The organism is Parendozoicomonas callyspongiae (assembly GCF_023502345.1).
GTDB classification, from domain to species: domain Bacteria; phylum Pseudomonadota; class Gammaproteobacteria; order Pseudomonadales; family Endozoicomonadaceae; genus Sansalvadorimonas; species Sansalvadorimonas callyspongiae.
This window is the reverse complement of record NZ_JAMFLX010000032.1, coordinates 30,424-46,199: the sequence shown is the minus strand read 5'-3', so window position 1 is coordinate 46,199 and position 15,776 is coordinate 30,424. Positions and strand designations below refer to the sequence as shown.

Here is a 15,776-nt window from a genome sequence, read left to right as displayed (position 1 = left end):
ACCGCCCGACAGTTTTTTGGATATTACAATTTCCGCATTGGCCAATCTGTAACGGCTATTCCCACATATTAAATAATCATCTCATAAGATCAGTGATGATTGGTACGATGATGCAGAAAAAGTTGATATACCTCAGATTTATTATTCTTTTGAACTCATATTACGAGGTGGCAAGATCAGTTTTATAGGTAGTGCTATTGGGTCACCGTACACATCAGCAAATTCAAGCAGGCCGAGTTTTGAGAATGTACTGTTGATATCACTGGAAACCTCTTGATAGGCACGAATAAGAATGCCCAGTTTTTCAGCAATAATTGGCTGTTCCTTGGCTAGTGCTGCCAAGCGTTCAGGCTCAAGGAAGGCTATTTCTGCATAGGTATTGAAGTCATTCTCGGCGCTGGTTTTCGCGTATTCAGACAGAAATCCATTGTTATATGTTGGGTGTTCTTTCTCAGTTATCTCAAGAGCTTTTGCACTGCTCTGAGCAGGCTGCCAACCTTCGGGCATTAGTAGAGACCAGGCTAGCTGAGTTTCGGGTGATCGCTTCCAGACCAGAGAGCTGAACTCATGATGCACACCATACCGTGCAGTCTCGTATATAGCCGCAGACGGGTCATCAATATCAGCAACTATAACAATCCACTCTGGACCATAGCTTCCGCCTGCTTCAACGTCATCAAACTTGAGAGTTCCAGCAAAGAAGACAGCTTTGCTTAGCTTGCTGAAATAACCTGTGGGGTAGGCACTCAGAGCTTCGTCAGCGCCTTTCAAAGCCTCCTCCAATGCCTCCCCTTTGGCTGGCGTCATAACAGCTCTGTGGATCTCTGCATCGGCCTCTGTATAAGGTGGGACAAAGAAATGTGCCGGATCGCCAGCTTTGATTGTAATGCCGTATTTATCAGAGAGACGAGCCAACTCTGCTTCCGGTGAGAAGTCTGAGCAAGCTGAAAGTAAACCTAGCAGCATCAATATGAGTACAGGCTTGTAATGAGTCCTAACGGGCATACTGAACGGCTCCTGCTGGGACAATACTAAAACGTAAACGTGTGATTACCGGAGCTATAGCCTTTGGAATTACCACGGTTGTTGAACGCCATAAAGCGACGCCTCGGGCATAGCTCACGCCTGCTGCGGCAAATGAGGCAGGATCATCAGCTACACCGGCTCCAAAGGTAAGAAAGTCTTCAACGATTGTTCCTACCACAATAGCGGTGGCTGCAATGATGAGGCCTGTGCCAATAACTCTATCCCAATTAATGGGATCGCTTACTGGCTGTGGTCTCCTTTTGGGCTGAGCCAGTGGTTGTTGTGGTGTTAGTGTCAGTTCAGCGACTAGCTTGACCTGTGTTGAGGTGTATGTGAACTCGTTGATTGCACCCTTGAGTTCGGGAAGAATGATCTGGAAAACCAGTTTGGGAATAGGACTGTTGGAATCTGCTTCAACTCCGAAGGCTGTAGCGGGCGTATTTGGTGTATTACTTTTTGAAATCAAAAGTGCCTTGAGCTTTAGACTCTTATTTTGATTGTCATATACCAACTGGGTATCGGAGATTAATTTCCCGAAGCTGTGATTGGCTTGTTGTGTAACCTTTGCTTCGACTTCTTTTTTATTCACCACACTTGTAACTGGCAAGGTGTCGTTACTGGTTAAGGTGACACTCCCCTGCATTTTGACTTGTAAAATTCCCCCAGGGACAACGGAGGGAGGAAGTTTTATATCGTCCAGGCTGTATTGGATAGCCATGGGGGTTTGCAGTTCTGGCAACTGCTTGTTGAGTGTTTGTTCTTTTGGAACACTTCTTTTGGGTTGACCCAGTGGATTCTGTATTTGTGGTTGGGCCATTTTCACTTGGGGCAGTAGCAAACGCTGGCCTGGGTATATCAGGTCAGGATTAGGAATACCTGAGCCAGTTCGGGCAATAATTTCTGGTCTGTTGTTATATCGCCATATCCGGGGCCACTGAAGAGCTGATCCAAGATGGGTTTCAGCAATATCCCAAAGGGTATCACCTGGCTTCACTGTGTGATGGCTACCCTGCATCCTCGAATTCCTTATGTTTATTGTTATTCGTTTTTCAGTTGCAGAATATACAAGAGCGACTCTATTTATACGACTACAGAAGGCTATAGGTGTGTTGAGGGTTGAAGGTTATGTTATGGAGGGAACGACCAGAGCAGTTCTACGACACGAAAGGCACAGTGGTAACTTTTTTAGAGCTCTCCAGGCTAAACCTGCGTACTTCAGCGAAGCTTAAACCCAGAATCATGGCAAATAGGAAAACCCTGCAAATATTGCTTTGGCCTCCCATTTGCGAGGTTAGGTGTTTCAGGCTTGAGCGGATTTCTCTGTAACTACCTGTTTTTATTGTGATTCTATTGGTGTTTGACTCTTTGTGATAATTCATCAAACTATAAATAAGTACGTTATTAGTTCAATTTAATGTATGAAAAAGTACTGTTTCCTATATTTTAACGTATGAAAAAGTCTGGTTTTGTGGTTTTATTCCTATAATAAAATACGAAATGAGATGCTTCCTCTGGCATCAATGGAACTGTGAATAATGCTTGAACGCCTTTTACTCAAAAGACTGGTGGCCTGGAAAGAGCTAGCTGGCCGCAAGCCAATGCTGCTGGATGGGGCCAGACAGGTTGGTAAATCCTGGTTGATCGAAAAGGTATTCGGTAAACAGTATTTTCAGCGTGTTTTGAAACTGGATTTTCTGGCTAATCCTGCATTGGCTGAGCTTTTTGCAGGCAGTTTGAACCCTGAAGATATTATCCAGAATATTGAACTTGAGCTGGGTGTCGATTTTTCTCCTACCACGGATCTGTTGTTCTTTGATGAGATTGGCGAGTGTCAGCGTGCCCTGAACAGTCTGAAATTCTTTGCTGAACAGAAGCCTGAAATATTCCTCTGTGCGTCCGGTTCCAACATTGGCCTGCTCGACTCTTTCCCTGTTGGCAAGGTTGAGTCTCTGGAACTGTTTCCCCTCTGCTTTGAAGAGTTTGTCATGGCTGCCGGGAACAGCAAATTGCTGGATGCATTTCGCAAAGGTTCCCGTATTCAGGCTGCCCATAATAAGCTCTGGGAGCTTCTCCTGGACTATTACTTTGTTGGTGGTATGCCAGAGGCGGTTGACTCCTGGTTTGCAGCCAGAGATGCCCAGACTGGCATTAATGAGCGATGCGAGCGTGTAAGCAGGATTCACCGTGATCTGTTAACGGGTTACCAGCGAGACTTTGGTAAATATGCCGGTAAAACTAACGCCCAGCATATTGAGCAGGTCTTCAGGAATGTACCGCTGCAGTTGTCCAAGAACCTGGACAGTTCTGTTAAGCGTTATCGCTTCAGCGGAGTGATTGAGCGCAAGCGCAGTTATATGGATCTGAGTGGGCCAATAGAGTGGCTGGAGAAGACAAAGCTGGTATCCCGGTGCTATCCAATCGACTGTGAGCCCAAGTCACCATTGTCAGCGTACAGGAAGGAAAACTTCTTCAAACTGTTCCTGTTCGATGTTGGCCTGCTTGGTCATATGCTGGATATCAGTTACAAGGAACACCGACAGCAGAGCTTTGAGTACAAGGGCTATCTGGCTGAGAACTTTGTTCAGAATGAACTCCGCGCCATGGGTTATTACCCAACGTACTCATGGGAGTTCCGTCAGGCCGAGATTGAGTTTCTGTATAAGACAGATGACGGTGAAGTTATACCTGTTGAGGTTAAGTCTGGCAGTCGCACCAAAGCAAAATCTCTGCGTACCTATATAGAGCGCTATTCTCCTTCTAGAACTCTAAAGCTAATTGGTTCTGTTGGAAGTGGTAATCAGGAAGAGAATAATATGACTTGGCCGCTGTACTATGCGGCAAGACTGAACTCTTTGTAATCAAGATTAAGGCTGCATGATGCAGCCTATTCTGTAATCAGTATGAAGATTATTATGAGTGAGCATCAGCCCACCGGTCATCTGCATAACAGGTGATATAGTCAGGAGACACATCAAAAACGAAATTATGATTTACACAATGGTCTTTTGCCCTTTGCTCCTCTGGTAATGTTTTCTCAAAGAAGTCCATATGAAGTGCAAGGCCGTGACTATAACGCATATGGCTGTCTTGTTGGTTTTGACATTCCGGCCTACGCCATGCCCCCCAGGCTCTTTCATCATCATCGCATTTATCTTCATCAAATTCCTCAGGGTAGATGGCTTGGATGGCATCCTTTAGTCGTTCCAATAGAGTCCAAGGCTCCATGTAACGCAGGTGCCATTCCAACCAGTTACGAAGAGGTTCACCAATGTACTCGTAATCAACATAAACAGGCCATTGAACAAAAGACTCAGCTTCTACTGCATTTTCATCCCAAAGGTATTTGAATACCTTAAATCGCCCACTCTCGTTGCTTGCAACGTGCCAGAGTTTTTTCGATCCTATTTTAAAACTTTTGATTCTATTGGGGGGGCAAACTGTCCGGTCAATTATTAATATCCCGGTCAAAAATGTCCGCTCTAAAATCCAAGATGGTCCACATTTATTACGCAAGGTTTCAGAAAAAGATTTTGTCTGGAAGTCACTCGCAGTAGTTAATGACATATAGCCCCGTTCACTCAAAGAAGAAGGCATAACGCTGAGTGTCTTTGCTGCGACGTTATAAAAAGATGCAGGTATCGGTAGAAGGGGGACGGTGATGTCTGCCAAGGCATGAGCTTTAGCTGTCGCTTTGATATAGCGATCAGTGCCTCCTTTTTTGCCCTTACTCTTTTTCTCTTCAGTGATAATGAGACCTTTAGTACGCAGTGACGCGATAAGCCTCCGAACACTTCTATCAGTGTTTAATCCAACGGATTCAGCTATGTATCGATTAGAGCCATAAAACTTACCTGAAGGAAAGCCGAAGATTAGTGCAAGCACATCAGCCTCTCTGGCACTTAGATTTTTCTTAAATCCGGGTGGGGTTTTGAAGTATTTGGTTTTTCCTTTATGCATGGCTTGATAGTCCAGGAAGTAGGACCACATGATGCTGTGGCCCCTAGTCTTATTTGATTGATCTTTTAATGAGCTGTACGAACTGTGTACCTAAAAAAGGTAAAGAAAATTACTGCGAACTTTGCTCTGCAAGGGTGGTGAAGCTGGGCTGAGAGTTATTCCACTCGATAAGATCCACGACCCTGTAGCGAACGCGGCGGCCAATACGGATGAATGGCGGTGGTTGCAGCCCTGATAACTCGCCCGATCCTCTCGATTTGTGCAGGTCACTTGCTGCAATGTCCAAAAAATCCGCAGCTGCTGAGGTAGAGACGTTAAGGGCTTCGATTATGTTATGTGATGACATCTTTCTCCCCTTTGGTTTAGATGTTGGGGAGATAATAAGAAGCCAAAGCGTTGCACCCCAAGAAAGTGCAACTCTGTAGATATACCTATTTTTTGATAAGGTCTTTTTTGTACTTATGTTTATACGTTCTGGCAGTTCCTGTTGGAATTCCGTGTTCTTTGCGGGCAGCTATGTGTGCTTTGTCGATAGCCGCATCGTCCCACAGCTCTCCTTTCGTCAAAACTTCTCTTTGGCTAGCTTCCATCGAGTTAAAGTATTTCCGTCTTTTCTTCTCACTATCCTTTCGTTTTGAGTTTTTCCAGCCGATTATTTCGTGGACAGGAAGTTGGCACTTTTCGTTACCCTCCTCTCCCAAGTGATATACAGCGAGTAGGAATGCTACTTCTGGACTGCCTTCAATTTTGTCTGATTTTTTAGAGTTATATGCAGCACGAATCCTGTTCTCTTTGAATGTAACGCTGTCTTCAAGTCCGTATGCAATCGATTGTTCTTTTACACTAGGCCAGAGCCAAGCAATAACTTCCTGGGGTATGCCGTTAGGAAACATTTCCGGAATATCCAGCAGGGAGCCATCTTCATCTAGAAAGTTATCAGTGTTGAGTTCATGCTCTTCGTATTGAACTTCATCTTCATCCATGCTGATTTTCCTAACTGAGTACAACAAAGGGGGCTACTTATAAGCCTCAGTGATGTAAGGGTGAAAAAGTGTTTGCCAATGCTGCCCTTATTCTGAAGAGGGTTACTCTACGCACTTTATGGGTTTGCAAAAATGACTTGGGCAGGGAGTTAAGGGGTATACCGGACACAAAAAATTTTAATAATTACAAGTGAGGGCGAGTATTGCAGAGGAAAGGGGGCTCAATTGAGGAAGAGGCCAATATGCCCTATAAGATAGTTCTGGCTGTAGACCGGCTGTAGACCAGAGATTTTGATAGGCAATAAAAAAGCGCTTCCTAACGAGGAAACGCTTGATACATCTGGTGGGCCCAGCAGGACTCGAACCTGCGACCAAGGGATTATGAGTCCCCTGCTCTAACCAACTGAGCTATAGGCCCACAGCGGCGTCAGATTATACTCATAGCGGAGCGGGTGTGCCAGCCCTGAGAGAGCTATAGTTCTGGTTTTCTGGGGATTTTTGAACGCATTCTTACCAATCGATACCTTTCTGGGCTTTTACCCCGGAGTTATAAGCGTGGCGGACATCTTTGATCTCGCTGATGGTGTCGGCGATATCGGTAAGGGGCTGCGGACAGCCTCTTCCGGTAATAATGACAGACTGCATTTTTGGACGGTTATTTAACGCCTCAATAATTTCATCTGTGTCTATATATCCATACCGGGCGATGTAAGTCAGCTCATCAAGAAGAACCAGTGTTAATTCCGGATTGGAGAGCATTTTTCGGGTTTCCTGCCACACTTCTTGGGCAGCCTGGGTATCCAGCTCTTTGTTTTGGGTGTCCCAGGTGAAACCTGTTCCCATTACATGAAAATCCACTCCAAGCTTCTCCAGAATATTGCGCTCCCCGCAGTCCCACTTGCCTTTGATAAACTGGGCAACGCCAGCTTTGAGGCCATGACCGACACAGCGAAGAACCGTGCCGAAGCCTGATGTGCTTTTCCCTTTGCCGTTTCCAGTTATCAGGATAATGATTCCCCGTTCTTCGTTGGCTTCTGCGATCTTTTTGTCGATATGTTCTTTTTTGCGCTGCATGCGCTGTTTGTATTTATCGTCAGTGCTTGAACTGGTCATATGATGATTCCGGAGAAAAGGGGCAGATAGCTGTGCCCCTTGAGCTACAAAAAATACTCTAGATTTTTGGTGACCACGTAATTGTTGCAAATACGCCTCGTGGTTCTTCGTAGTAGCCCTTGGCAGTTTGGTACTCTTTGTCGAGCAGGTTGGTGACTCTCAGCTCAGTCGTGAACTCCTCGTTAACCTTCCAGGAGCCTCTCAGGTCTACAGTGGCAAAGCCAGGAACCTTAACTGTCTTGAAACTGCTGTCAGTATCATAGAAATCTCCTTTCGCTCGAAGAGTTCCGCCCAGTGAGAATCTGCCAAAACTACGTTCAGCATTGATATTCAGAGTCTGTTTGGCTCTGCGAATCAGTCGCTCATCAGTTTTGCGATCTTTGGGGGTAAGGAGAGTCAGGTTGGCTGCCAGAGTCCACTTATCCAGTATCAGAGTGGACTGCATCTCAATGCCTTTGATGCGTGCTTCATCGACATTACTGGGCATTAATTTTCCTGTTGTAGAATCAGTAGCCCAGTTAATCATGTCACCAATATCATTTTGGAAAACTGCAACAGACCAATTGCCGAGGCTATGCTGGCCACGAAGTTCAAGCTCTTTGTTTTTGGAGTTTTCCGGCTTCAAGTCTGGGTTACCCTTGGACCAGGCATTTTCAGGCCAGTAGAGATCATTGAAGCTCGGAGCACGGAATGCAGTGCCATAGCTGGCAATTAAACGCAGGTCAGCTGGAAGGTTGTAGCCCCAGGAGATATTACCAGTGGTTCTATCTCCGTAACGCTGGTTTTTATCCCGACGAACTGCCAATTGGAGATCGCTGTCATCGAAGGTTGACTGAGTCTGCAGAAAAACAGCCTTATTGTCGCGAGAGGTTTCTGCATAGTTTTTCAAGCTCTCAACCCGGTCGCGATAATAATCAAAGCCAGCTGTCAGCAATATACTGTCAGTAATAGAGATGTCATTCTGCCAGTTAAAAGCATTGCGCCGGGTTTTGAAATCGCTTGGGTATGGATCTTTCTCAGCTTTCGATTCATTTAGCGTATAAGAAAGATCAAAACTGCTTTGCCAATTATCATTCACCTGATATTTGATTTTGCCGTTGGCTGCCTGTTCTTTGAATATATAGCGGGGATCGTACCCGGCAGAGGTTGCATCATAATGGGAAACCCCTTCGCTCTGATAAAGACTGAAACCACTTTCAAGGTTTTCTGAGAAAGAGTGATTTACATTAATGGAAGCACTGGTGTTGCTATAAGCATCGTCATCATCTTCAGGTGATTTCTCATCATCGGTGACGTCATATCCATCAGTCAGGAACCGATTGATTCCTATGTTGTATTTTGTGGATTCGTTACTCCCTGAGAGATTCGTACTTGCTGTCCTAGTATTACGACTGCCATATCCAACTCGCAGGTTTGCCTCGGGTACATCAGTACCTTTGCGAGTGATGATATTTACTACGCCACCAATGGCGTCTGCACCATAAAGGCTGGCCCGTGGACCACGAACAACTTCAATTCTTTCAATCTGATCAGGACTGAAGTATTGAAGAAATGCACCGCCTGTAGTGGCACTGCCAAAACGCTGTCCATCAATCATAACCAGTGATTGGTTGGTTGCTGTTCCCCTGATAAACAAACTGGTCAAACTTCCAGGGCCACCACTTTGTGATATCTGCACACCTGAAAGTGTTTCCAGTAACTCAGGAACACTTGTGGCCTGGGACTTGGCAATATCCTCTCGAGAAATAACAGAAACCGGAGCCAAAGTCTGGTCAACAGTCTGTGCGGTACGGGTTGCCGTCACAACAATATCATCAAGGGTATAAACGGTGTCGTTGGCTTGAGCAGTAACAGCTATAGAAAAAGGAAGCAGGAGTGTAGTTAGTCTGCGCTTATGCATTTTAATTGTCCGTGTGTCGGTGTTGATGTTGTCCCGCAACGGGACCGACGCTTTGGAAATGGGTGGGGATAATCATTTTTATTGAAAGAAATGTTGCCCAACCGTCCAATGATGCAAGGCAGGTCTCCTGGCTCCAGAATCATCGCATTACCTCTACCTTCCCGGAAGTATTTCCAGTGGTCTAAAAGAGGCAGACTCCTCTGTCACAGTTGCGGGTACAGCTCAGGGTTTGCGCCTGATTCCCTTTTAAGTCCACCCATTCACCCTTTCAGACGAATGGTTGACACCTATACACCGTCATCCATGGTAATGGCGATGTTTCCGGTTGTATAGGTATTTTGGTCAAAAGTTAGTCGGCATGCCGAAGTGGTGCTGCCCTATAGTGATTTCAGGATCTCGTGATTGAGAAGTTCACAGGGAGTGTGATCCTTGAAATTAACAGCAGTAGCCCTTGCGATCAGCATAATAGGGCTGACAAGTACTGCTGCAGGTGCCGAATCTCTGCCAGTAGTCCAATCAGTTTCTTCATCACAGAATCAGGTTGAGTATCGACTTGACGCTTGGGAAAGCCTTCTCCAGCGGCTCAAATCGGCTGCTCCAGGAGTTCTGCTTGAAGAAGTGAACAGTTTTTTCAACAGCCTGACTTTCCGTAGTGACTGGAAAGCCTGGGGTAAGGAGGATTATTGGGCGTCCCCCGATGAATTTCTGAGGCGCGGTATTGGTGATTGTGAAGATTATGCCATTGCCAAGTATGTGTCGCTCAGACGAATGGGATTTGATGATAGGCGGTTACGTCTAGCTTATGTGCGGGCTCTGAACCTGGGGCAGGCGCATATGGTTCTTCTGGTTGAAACAGAGGATGGTAAGCAGATTGTTCTGGATAATCTGACGTCTTCTTTAAAGTCTTTGAGCGAGCGTAGTGACCTGGCTCCTGTTTATGCATTTAACGGAACAGACCTTTGGTTGCTAGATAAAGAATATAATGAGCGACGAATCGGTCAATCTTCCCGCCTTCCCCATTGGAAATCGCTTAAAAATCGTTCAAATCACGCAATTTGGCCGCAAAGCGAAAGTTAAATGACAACATGGCCTATTAGTTCTTTTCCGGTTTGCCCATAATAACGTTCCATAATCGCCGACTTTTGGAATAAAGAGGATGTCATGGGTCTGGAGAGCTGGAAAAACCGCCTGAGTTTCTCAGGGTTGGGGGGCAATAAGACACTAGGCAAAATTATTGCCGTTCTTGTGGCAATTTATTTGATTCTCGTTGTTGTTATGGGCATTTACTGGAGCAGTGAACCTGAGCCTTTCAATGTCCGTCAGAATGCTCAGGAAATGGCTGCGGAACTGAACCGCTCGGCTGTTCCTGGTTTTACCTCTACAGCCACAGCTATTCGTATTGCAGAGACACTTCTGGATAAGCCTGGCGGATATCTCCGAAACGACATCATGCTTCCTGGTGTTTATCTGGATAACATGCCTAACTGGGAATTTGGGGCTTTGGTTCAGCTTCGTGATTTCACCCGCGCCATGCGCACCGGTTTCAGCCGTTCCCAGTCGCAGTCCAAGGAAGATGTAGACTTGGTGATTGCCGAGCCGCAGTTCAATTTTGACTCTAAGAGCTGGGCACTACCTTCCAGTGAAGGCGAATACCGTCGTGGTATCAAAAAACTGGACAGCTATCTTGTGCGTCTGTCTGATCCTAAAAGTCCTGCCCAGTTTTACACCCGTGCAGATAACCTGACCGCATGGCTGAAAGATGTTGAAACCCGTTTGGGTTCCCTGTCTCAGCGTTTGAGTGCCAGTGTTGGCAAGGCCCGACTGAATACTGATCTGGCAGGTGATACCGCTGCTGGACAATCCACTCCTACTGCTGATGAAGTTCTAGTGAAAACACCTTGGAGCCAGATCGATGATGTTTTCTATGAAGCGCGCGGAACATCTTGGGCACTGATTGAACTGCTGGAAGCTGTGGAAGTGGATTTCCAGGATGTTCTTGAGAAGAAGAATGCTCTGGTCAGCCTGCGTCAGATAATCCGTGAACTGGAAGGTACCCAGGAAACTATCTGGAGTCCGCTGATTCTGAATGGCAGCGGTTTCGGCTTCCTGGCTAATCATTCTCTGGTTATGGCGAATTATATTTCCCGTGCGAATGCTGCGATTATTGACCTGCGTACTTTGCTTAAGCAGGGATAACCTCTTTCCAAAGTGCCCTCTCATAGTTGTTTGAGTGGGCACACCCTCCCAGATTTTCAGAAATTCAAAAGTTATTGATCATGTCCAAGCACTCTCGAAATAATGATGAAAGTCGTCTGGTTTTCAGCACTGACCAAGGTCGTATAAAGGAAGACAAGAAACCAAAGGATAGTGTTCCCGAGACTGATGGTGTTGTCCGGGTTCGTCCGGAAAAGAAAGGGCGTGGTGGCAAGACAGTGACTGTTATAACTGGTCTGCCAATGTCTGGTAATGATCTGAAAGGCTTCGCCAAGCAGTTAAAGAAGCGCTGTGGTGGAGGTGGCGCCGTAAAAGATGGGGCTATTGAACTGCAGGGAGATCATGTTGATACCATGGTTGCAGAGCTGGTCAAGCAGGGTTACAACGCAAAGCGTTCCGGGGGGTGAATCTTGTGGTTTGGAATCATCGCCGGGAGCCAGAAGCTTCCGACGATGGTTCAGATAGAAACTACTGAGCCTTGCGGAACTGCTCAATAACACTACGTGTAGAACTGTCCAGCAGTTCCAGATCGCCACCTTTCAGCATTGGGTACAGCTGCTTACCGAGCAGTTTGCCCAGCTCTACGCCCCACTGGTCAAAAGCATTGATCTGCCAGATCACACTCTGAACAAAGATCTTCTGTTCATACATGGCCAGAATCGCACCCAGCGTATAAGGCGTCAGTGCTTTGCACAGCAGCAGGCTGCAGGGGCGGTTGCCTGGAATAACTTTATGCGGTGCCAGTCGTTCAATTTCTTCAACTGTTTTGCCAGCAGTAGCCAGTTCTTCTCTTACTTCGTCAATAGAACGTCCGTTCGCCAGTGCATTCGCTTGAGCCAGACCGTTGGCGAACAGCCATTCGTGCTGATCTGCAACAGGGGAGTGGCTGGTGGCTGGCATAATGAAATCAACAGGAATAGTGCGAGTACCTTGGTGCAGCAGCTGCATATAAGCATGCTGGTCGTTGGTGCCGGAACCGCCCCAGATGATCGGACCGGTATTGCAGGAAACGGTTTTGCCATCTTTGGTGACGCGCTTGCCGTTACTTTCCATATCAACCTGCTGCAGGTGGTCGACCAGACCACGCAGACCATGATCATAGCTGATGACAGCATGGCTCTGGGCATCAAAGAAGTGGTGATACCAGACACCCAGCATACTCATCAGAACAGGCATGTTCTTTTCCAGAGGAGCTTCCTGGAAGTGCTTGTCCATATCGCCAGCACCGGCCAGCAGCTCTTCAAAGCGATCGTAACCGATAGTCAGGGAAATAATCAGACCGATGGCAGACCACAGAGAGTAACGGCCACCAACCCAGTCCCACAGAGGCAGGATATTTTCTTCAGCAACACCGAACTCAGTAGCTGCCTGGATATTGCAGGATACAGCGATCAGGTGCTTGGCCAGATCAGCTTCAGAAATACCGCTTTCCAGCAGCCACTTACGAGCCTGCTGGGCGTTAGCCAGAGTTTCCAGAGTGGTAAAGGTTTTGGAGGCGATAACAAACAGAGTTTCTTCCGGGTTCAGATTCTTCAGTACTGAAGTGATATCAGCCGGATCGATATTCGCCACATAGTGAGGAGTGATTTGACCCTGCCAGAAAGAGTGCAGCGCATCTGTCACAACTTTCAGGCCCAGATAGGAACCGCCAATACCAATATTCACAACGTGACGGATGGTTTTGCCGGTATGACCTTTCCACTCGCCGGAATGAACACGTTCACAGATTGCTTTCATCTGCTCACGCATAGCCTTAATGCCCGGTTTGATGTCTTCGCCGTCAACCAGAACAGGAGTGTTGTCCTGAGCACGCAGGGCGCTGTGCAGTACAGCACGCTTCTCCGTGTTGTTAATAATTTCACCGGAGAACTGAGCCTTGATAGCTTCTTCCAACTTGGACTCCCGGGCAACGGTGAACAGGTCACTCAGGATGCTGTCATCAATCAGGTGACGGGTGTAGTCCAACAACAGGCCACACTCTTCGATGGAGTAACGGTTGAAGCGGTCACTGTCCTGCTGCATGGTGGTTCGCAGGAAATCACCGGGAATCTGGCTAGCTTGCTCACCAAGCTTTCCAGAAACAGAAAAGCCCGGAAGGGGAGAAAGCGTGGAAGACATTAGGGTTCACTCCAAATATTAAAATAAGACTTTCGTGCGATCGCGTATGCAATCAATGATCCAAGTGTATTTCAAGCTGACAGATCAAAGTTTCAATTTATAGTGCAAAAATGTGTCGTCAGTTATCTATATCAACTTGTTGAGAGCAGAGTTTTTCTTAACTTTGTTACATTTTTGAAAGGTTTCGTCAGAATTATCATTCCAATGCCATTGAAACGGTCAGTGTCATTCAAGTATTAATTTGCCTCTTGAATCTTCTTTTGCCTGATTATCTACCGGGCTGTTCCTCGAACGATTGAGATATTTGTATGACGCTGCTTCTGCGATCTATGAAACGGAAATTATCAGCCTGTTGGGCCAGTTTTACGATCATTGCTGTTTTAATCCTTTCGGGGTGCTCCAGTACTCCAGACACCACTTTGCAAGTCAATGCTGGTTCAAACGGTTTATTAAAACCTTCTTTGCATCAGGCCATTGCAAGTGTGAATGTGATTCAAATGTTAAAGAATCATCACTATAAGAAGATGGAAGTTGATGAAAAATTGAGCACTGAGATTTAGAGTAATTATCTGAATGCTCTGGATCCAAGTAAGAGCATTTTCTTGCAGAGCGATATCGAGAATTTTACCCAGTATAAATTTTCTATGAATGAAGATCTGGCTGGAGGAAACCTGAGACCTGCATTTTCGATTGGTAATCGCTATCTGGAAGCAGCCAAAAAACAGGTTAGGTATATGCAGTCAGTTTTGGCTTCATCACCAAAATTTGAAGGCCAAATCGGTAACTCTGAAACAGTGTCAGTACCTCCTAAGATGGCAAATTGGCCTGTGAATAACTTGGAGCGTGAGAATCGCTGGAATTTGATTTTACAATCTTATGCAGAAACTATTAAAAATAATGGGGCTGAGAATGGAACTGTAAACAGTATTCTTGTTGGAGAGTTAGTCAGAGATAAATCAAGGCTGGAGAGCTTTACTGGCGAAGATATTTTCAATATTTACATGAATAGCGTCGCTAAATCTTTTGATTCTCACAGTGCTTATATCTCTCCAGAAAGTTCACAGTTAGTAGATGAAAATTTATATACGACGATCAACGAGAAACCATATGAGTTAGGTTCTGCTTCCAAAAGAACGCTTATAGCTTCAGGTGTTGTAACTGGTCATGTGAGTCAGGTTGCATCCGGTGGTAGGAGCTACAAGGTTGGGGTTATATCTATACCATCATTCTACTTTGATCCGTATGACATTGATGATGGTAATAGCGTGACCAAGGATGTTCGACAAGCATTGCTTGATCTTTCGAAGCAGGGGATTGAAGGTTTGATTCTTGATTTGCGCGGCAATCCTGGTGGTGCTTTAGCGCAGGCGGTCAGAGTAAGTGGAATGTTCATTGGTGATAATCCGGTCGTGACAGTCAGAGATAGCCGGAACAGACAGGAGACTCAGAAAAGCTTAAACAACAAAAAGGTCGAAAAGAATTTGCCCTTGGTTGTCCTTGTCGACAGGGTTAGTGCCGGGGCATCGGAAATATTTGCTGGGGCCATGCAAGATTACGGGCGTGCAATTATTGTAGGTGGCCAAACGTTTGGACTTGGTACAGCGCAGGCTATACAGCCTCTAAATTACGGTGAACTCAAGGTGACCGTGGCCCAATATTACCGAGTGTCGGGTGAAGGTTTCCAGAAGAAAGGGATTACACCTGATATTCAGTTCCCCAATGCTTACGACCAATATGAGCTTGGTGAAGAGGCTTTATCAAACCCACTGCCATGGAATAGTACCAAGGCTGCTTTATACAGTCCTGTTATGAATGTAAATGCATACTTGGAACGACTTAATGAAGGGCATAAGAAAAGAGTTGCGGATAATCCGGTGTTCACTCAGAAAGACTATTTTCAGCAATATAAATACCTTCCCCCTCACTCAGATGAGTTTCTAAAAGAAGGGGAGATGATTCTTGCGGACTTGATCAGACTATCAGGCGAGTAATTCTTTGGTCAGATAGTCAAAAGAAAAGGGATAAAACCTCTCTCTGTAAAAACAGAGAGAGGTTTTGAGTACAGATCAGGCAACCTGAACCGGAATCGCATTAGCGCTGTGGCTAACGGTGTTATCCGGGTTCATGTACAGCAGAGCTGGTTTGTGGTTGGCACATTCAGCGTCAGAGTAGTGGGCATAGGCACAGATAATCACACGGTCACCGGGGGCTACCAGACGGGCAGCGGCGCCGTTCATGGAGATGATGCCAGAGCCTTCTTCACCGCGAATGATATAGGTAGTGAAACGCTCACCGTTGTCTTTGTTATAGATCTGGATCTGCTCGAACTCTTTCAGGCCTGCCATATCCAGCAGTTTGCCGTCGATGGCGCAGGAACCTTCGTAGTTGAGCACGGCGTGCGTCACGCTGGCCATATGCAGCTTGGCTTTCAGCATCACGTTATGCATCAAGACTTCCTCGTTACA

General features: G+C 46.1%; 14 protein-coding genes, 1 tRNA gene and 1 riboswitch. Of the genes, 6 read left to right on the top strand and 9 right to left on the bottom strand.

Annotation, left to right across the window (positions count from 1 at the left end; translation table 11 throughout):
* Positions 1-141 precede the first annotated feature (141 nt).
* Complete coding sequence (locus M3P05_RS17875; RefSeq protein ID WP_249701439.1) at positions 142-1,005, bottom strand: hypothetical protein; 864 nt, start codon at positions 1,003-1,005, stop codon at positions 142-144.
* The gene (locus M3P05_RS17870) at positions 995-1,843 is read right to left on the bottom strand and encodes a hypothetical protein (RefSeq protein ID WP_249701437.1); all 849 of its coding nucleotides are present in this window, start codon (positions 1,841-1,843) and stop codon (positions 995-997) included. The genes M3P05_RS17875 and M3P05_RS17870 overlap by 11 nt, the downstream gene beginning before the upstream one ends.
* Before the next feature lie 718 nt (positions 1,844-2,561).
* Here M3P05_RS17870 and M3P05_RS17865 point away from each other — a divergent pair.
* The gene (locus M3P05_RS17865; RefSeq protein ID WP_249701436.1) at positions 2,562-3,884 is read left to right on the top strand and encodes an ATP-binding protein; all 1,323 of its coding nucleotides are present in this window, start codon (positions 2,562-2,564) and stop codon (positions 3,882-3,884) included.
* A gap of 52 nt (positions 3,885-3,936) precedes the next feature.
* Here M3P05_RS17865 and M3P05_RS17860 read toward each other — a convergent pair whose 3' ends face one another.
* The 5 genes from M3P05_RS17860 to M3P05_RS17840 all read right to left on the bottom strand — a co-directional run bounded on the left by M3P05_RS17860 (position 3,937) and on the right by M3P05_RS17840 (position 8,979).
* Positions 3,937-5,013, bottom strand: coding sequence for a helix-turn-helix domain-containing protein (locus tag M3P05_RS17860; RefSeq protein WP_249701435.1), 1,077 nt, complete (start codon positions 5,011-5,013; stop codon positions 3,937-3,939).
* Between the two features lie 401 nt (positions 5,014-5,414).
* Positions 5,415-5,966: a hypothetical protein gene (locus M3P05_RS17855; RefSeq protein ID WP_249701434.1), complete on the bottom strand. Its 552-nt coding sequence runs from the start codon at positions 5,964-5,966 to the stop codon at positions 5,415-5,417.
* Positions 5,967-6,307: 341 nt separating this feature from the next.
* A tRNA-Ile gene (locus tag M3P05_RS17850) sits at positions 6,308-6,384 on the bottom strand.
* Between the two features lie 92 nt (positions 6,385-6,476).
* Positions 6,477-7,079, bottom strand: coding sequence for a cob(I)yrinic acid a,c-diamide adenosyltransferase (cobO, locus tag M3P05_RS17845; protein ID WP_249701433.1), 603 nt, complete (start codon positions 7,077-7,079; stop codon positions 6,477-6,479).
* A 58-nt stretch (positions 7,080-7,137) separates the two neighbouring features.
* Positions 7,138-8,979, bottom strand: a complete 1,842-nt coding sequence (locus M3P05_RS17840) for a TonB-dependent receptor domain-containing protein (protein WP_249701432.1) — start codon at positions 8,977-8,979, stop codon at positions 7,138-7,140.
* A gap of 100 nt (positions 8,980-9,079) precedes the next feature.
* Positions 9,080-9,286, bottom strand: a riboswitch (cobalamin riboswitch).
* Positions 9,287-9,408: 122 nt separating this feature from the next.
* On the opposite strand from M3P05_RS17840, the gene M3P05_RS17835 reads away from it, so the two are divergent.
* The 3 genes from M3P05_RS17835 to yciH all read left to right on the top strand — a co-directional run bounded on the left by M3P05_RS17835 (position 9,409) and on the right by yciH (position 11,600).
* Complete coding sequence (locus M3P05_RS17835; protein ID WP_249701431.1) at positions 9,409-10,056, top strand: transglutaminase-like cysteine peptidase; 648 nt, start codon at positions 9,409-9,411, stop codon at positions 10,054-10,056.
* An 84-nt stretch (positions 10,057-10,140) separates the two neighbouring features.
* Positions 10,141-11,175 (top strand): DUF2333 family protein, encoded by a 1,035-nt coding sequence (locus tag M3P05_RS17830; protein WP_249701429.1) that lies wholly within the window; start codon positions 10,141-10,143, stop codon positions 11,173-11,175.
* An 80-nt stretch (positions 11,176-11,255) separates the two neighbouring features.
* Positions 11,256-11,600 (top strand): stress response translation initiation inhibitor YciH, encoded by a 345-nt coding sequence (gene yciH, locus M3P05_RS17825; RefSeq protein WP_249701428.1) that lies wholly within the window; start codon positions 11,256-11,258, stop codon positions 11,598-11,600.
* Positions 11,601-11,661: 61 nt separating this feature from the next.
* On the opposite strand, the gene pgi is transcribed toward yciH, so the two are convergent.
* Complete coding sequence (gene pgi / locus M3P05_RS17820; protein WP_249701427.1) at positions 11,662-13,311, bottom strand: glucose-6-phosphate isomerase; 1,650 nt, start codon at positions 13,309-13,311, stop codon at positions 11,662-11,664.
* 308 nt (positions 13,312-13,619) lie between these two features.
* On the opposite strand from pgi, the gene M3P05_RS17815 reads away from it, so the two are divergent.
* Both M3P05_RS17815 and M3P05_RS17810 read left to right on the top strand, forming a co-directional pair.
* Positions 13,620-13,871: a hypothetical protein gene (locus M3P05_RS17815; protein WP_249701426.1), complete on the top strand. Its 252-nt coding sequence runs from the start codon at positions 13,620-13,622 to the stop codon at positions 13,869-13,871.
* A gap of 9 nt (positions 13,872-13,880) precedes the next feature.
* Positions 13,881-15,302 (top strand): carboxy terminal-processing peptidase, encoded by a 1,422-nt coding sequence (locus tag M3P05_RS17810; RefSeq protein ID WP_283777866.1) that lies wholly within the window; start codon positions 13,881-13,883, stop codon positions 15,300-15,302.
* 75 nt (positions 15,303-15,377) lie between these two features.
* Here the strand turns inward: M3P05_RS17810 and panD are convergent, their stop codons facing one another.
* Complete coding sequence (gene panD / locus M3P05_RS17805) at positions 15,378-15,758, bottom strand: aspartate 1-decarboxylase (RefSeq protein ID WP_249701444.1); 381 nt, start codon at positions 15,756-15,758, stop codon at positions 15,378-15,380.
* Positions 15,759-15,776 lie beyond the last annotated feature (18 nt).

Excerpts from the sequence above, each read along its gene's own strand:
- M3P05_RS17815 (WP_249701426.1), top strand. The coding sequence starts at position 13,620 with ATGACGCTGCTTCTGCGATCTATGAAACGGAAATTATCAGCCTGTTGG.
- M3P05_RS17875 (WP_249701439.1), bottom strand. The coding sequence starts at position 1,005 with ATGCCCGTTAGGACTCATTACAAGCCTGTACTCATATTGATGCTGCTA.
- M3P05_RS17860 (WP_249701435.1), bottom strand. The coding sequence starts at position 5,013 with ATGTGGTCCTACTTCCTGGACTATCAAGCCATGCATAAAGGAAAAACC.
- pgi (WP_249701427.1), bottom strand. The coding sequence starts at position 13,311 with ATGTCTTCCACGCTTTCTCCCCTTCCGGGCTTTTCTGTTTCTGGAAAG.
- M3P05_RS17840 (WP_249701432.1), bottom strand. The coding sequence starts at position 8,979 with ATGCATAAGCGCAGACTAACTACACTCCTGCTTCCTTTTTCTATAGCT.
- M3P05_RS17830 (WP_249701429.1), top strand. The coding sequence starts at position 10,141 with ATGGGTCTGGAGAGCTGGAAAAACCGCCTGAGTTTCTCAGGGTTGGGG.
- yciH (WP_249701428.1), top strand. The coding sequence starts at position 11,256 with ATGTCCAAGCACTCTCGAAATAATGATGAAAGTCGTCTGGTTTTCAGC.
- panD (WP_249701444.1), bottom strand. The coding sequence starts at position 15,758 with ATGCATAACGTGATGCTGAAAGCCAAGCTGCATATGGCCAGCGTGACG.
- M3P05_RS17870 (WP_249701437.1), bottom strand. The coding sequence starts at position 1,843 with ATGGCCCAACCACAAATACAGAATCCACTGGGTCAACCCAAAAGAAGT.
- cobO (WP_249701433.1), bottom strand. The coding sequence starts at position 7,079 with ATGACCAGTTCAAGCACTGACGATAAATACAAACAGCGCATGCAGCGC.
- M3P05_RS17855 (WP_249701434.1), bottom strand. The coding sequence starts at position 5,966 with ATGGATGAAGATGAAGTTCAATACGAAGAGCATGAACTCAACACTGAT.
- M3P05_RS17865 (WP_249701436.1), top strand. The coding sequence starts at position 2,562 with ATGCTTGAACGCCTTTTACTCAAAAGACTGGTGGCCTGGAAAGAGCTA.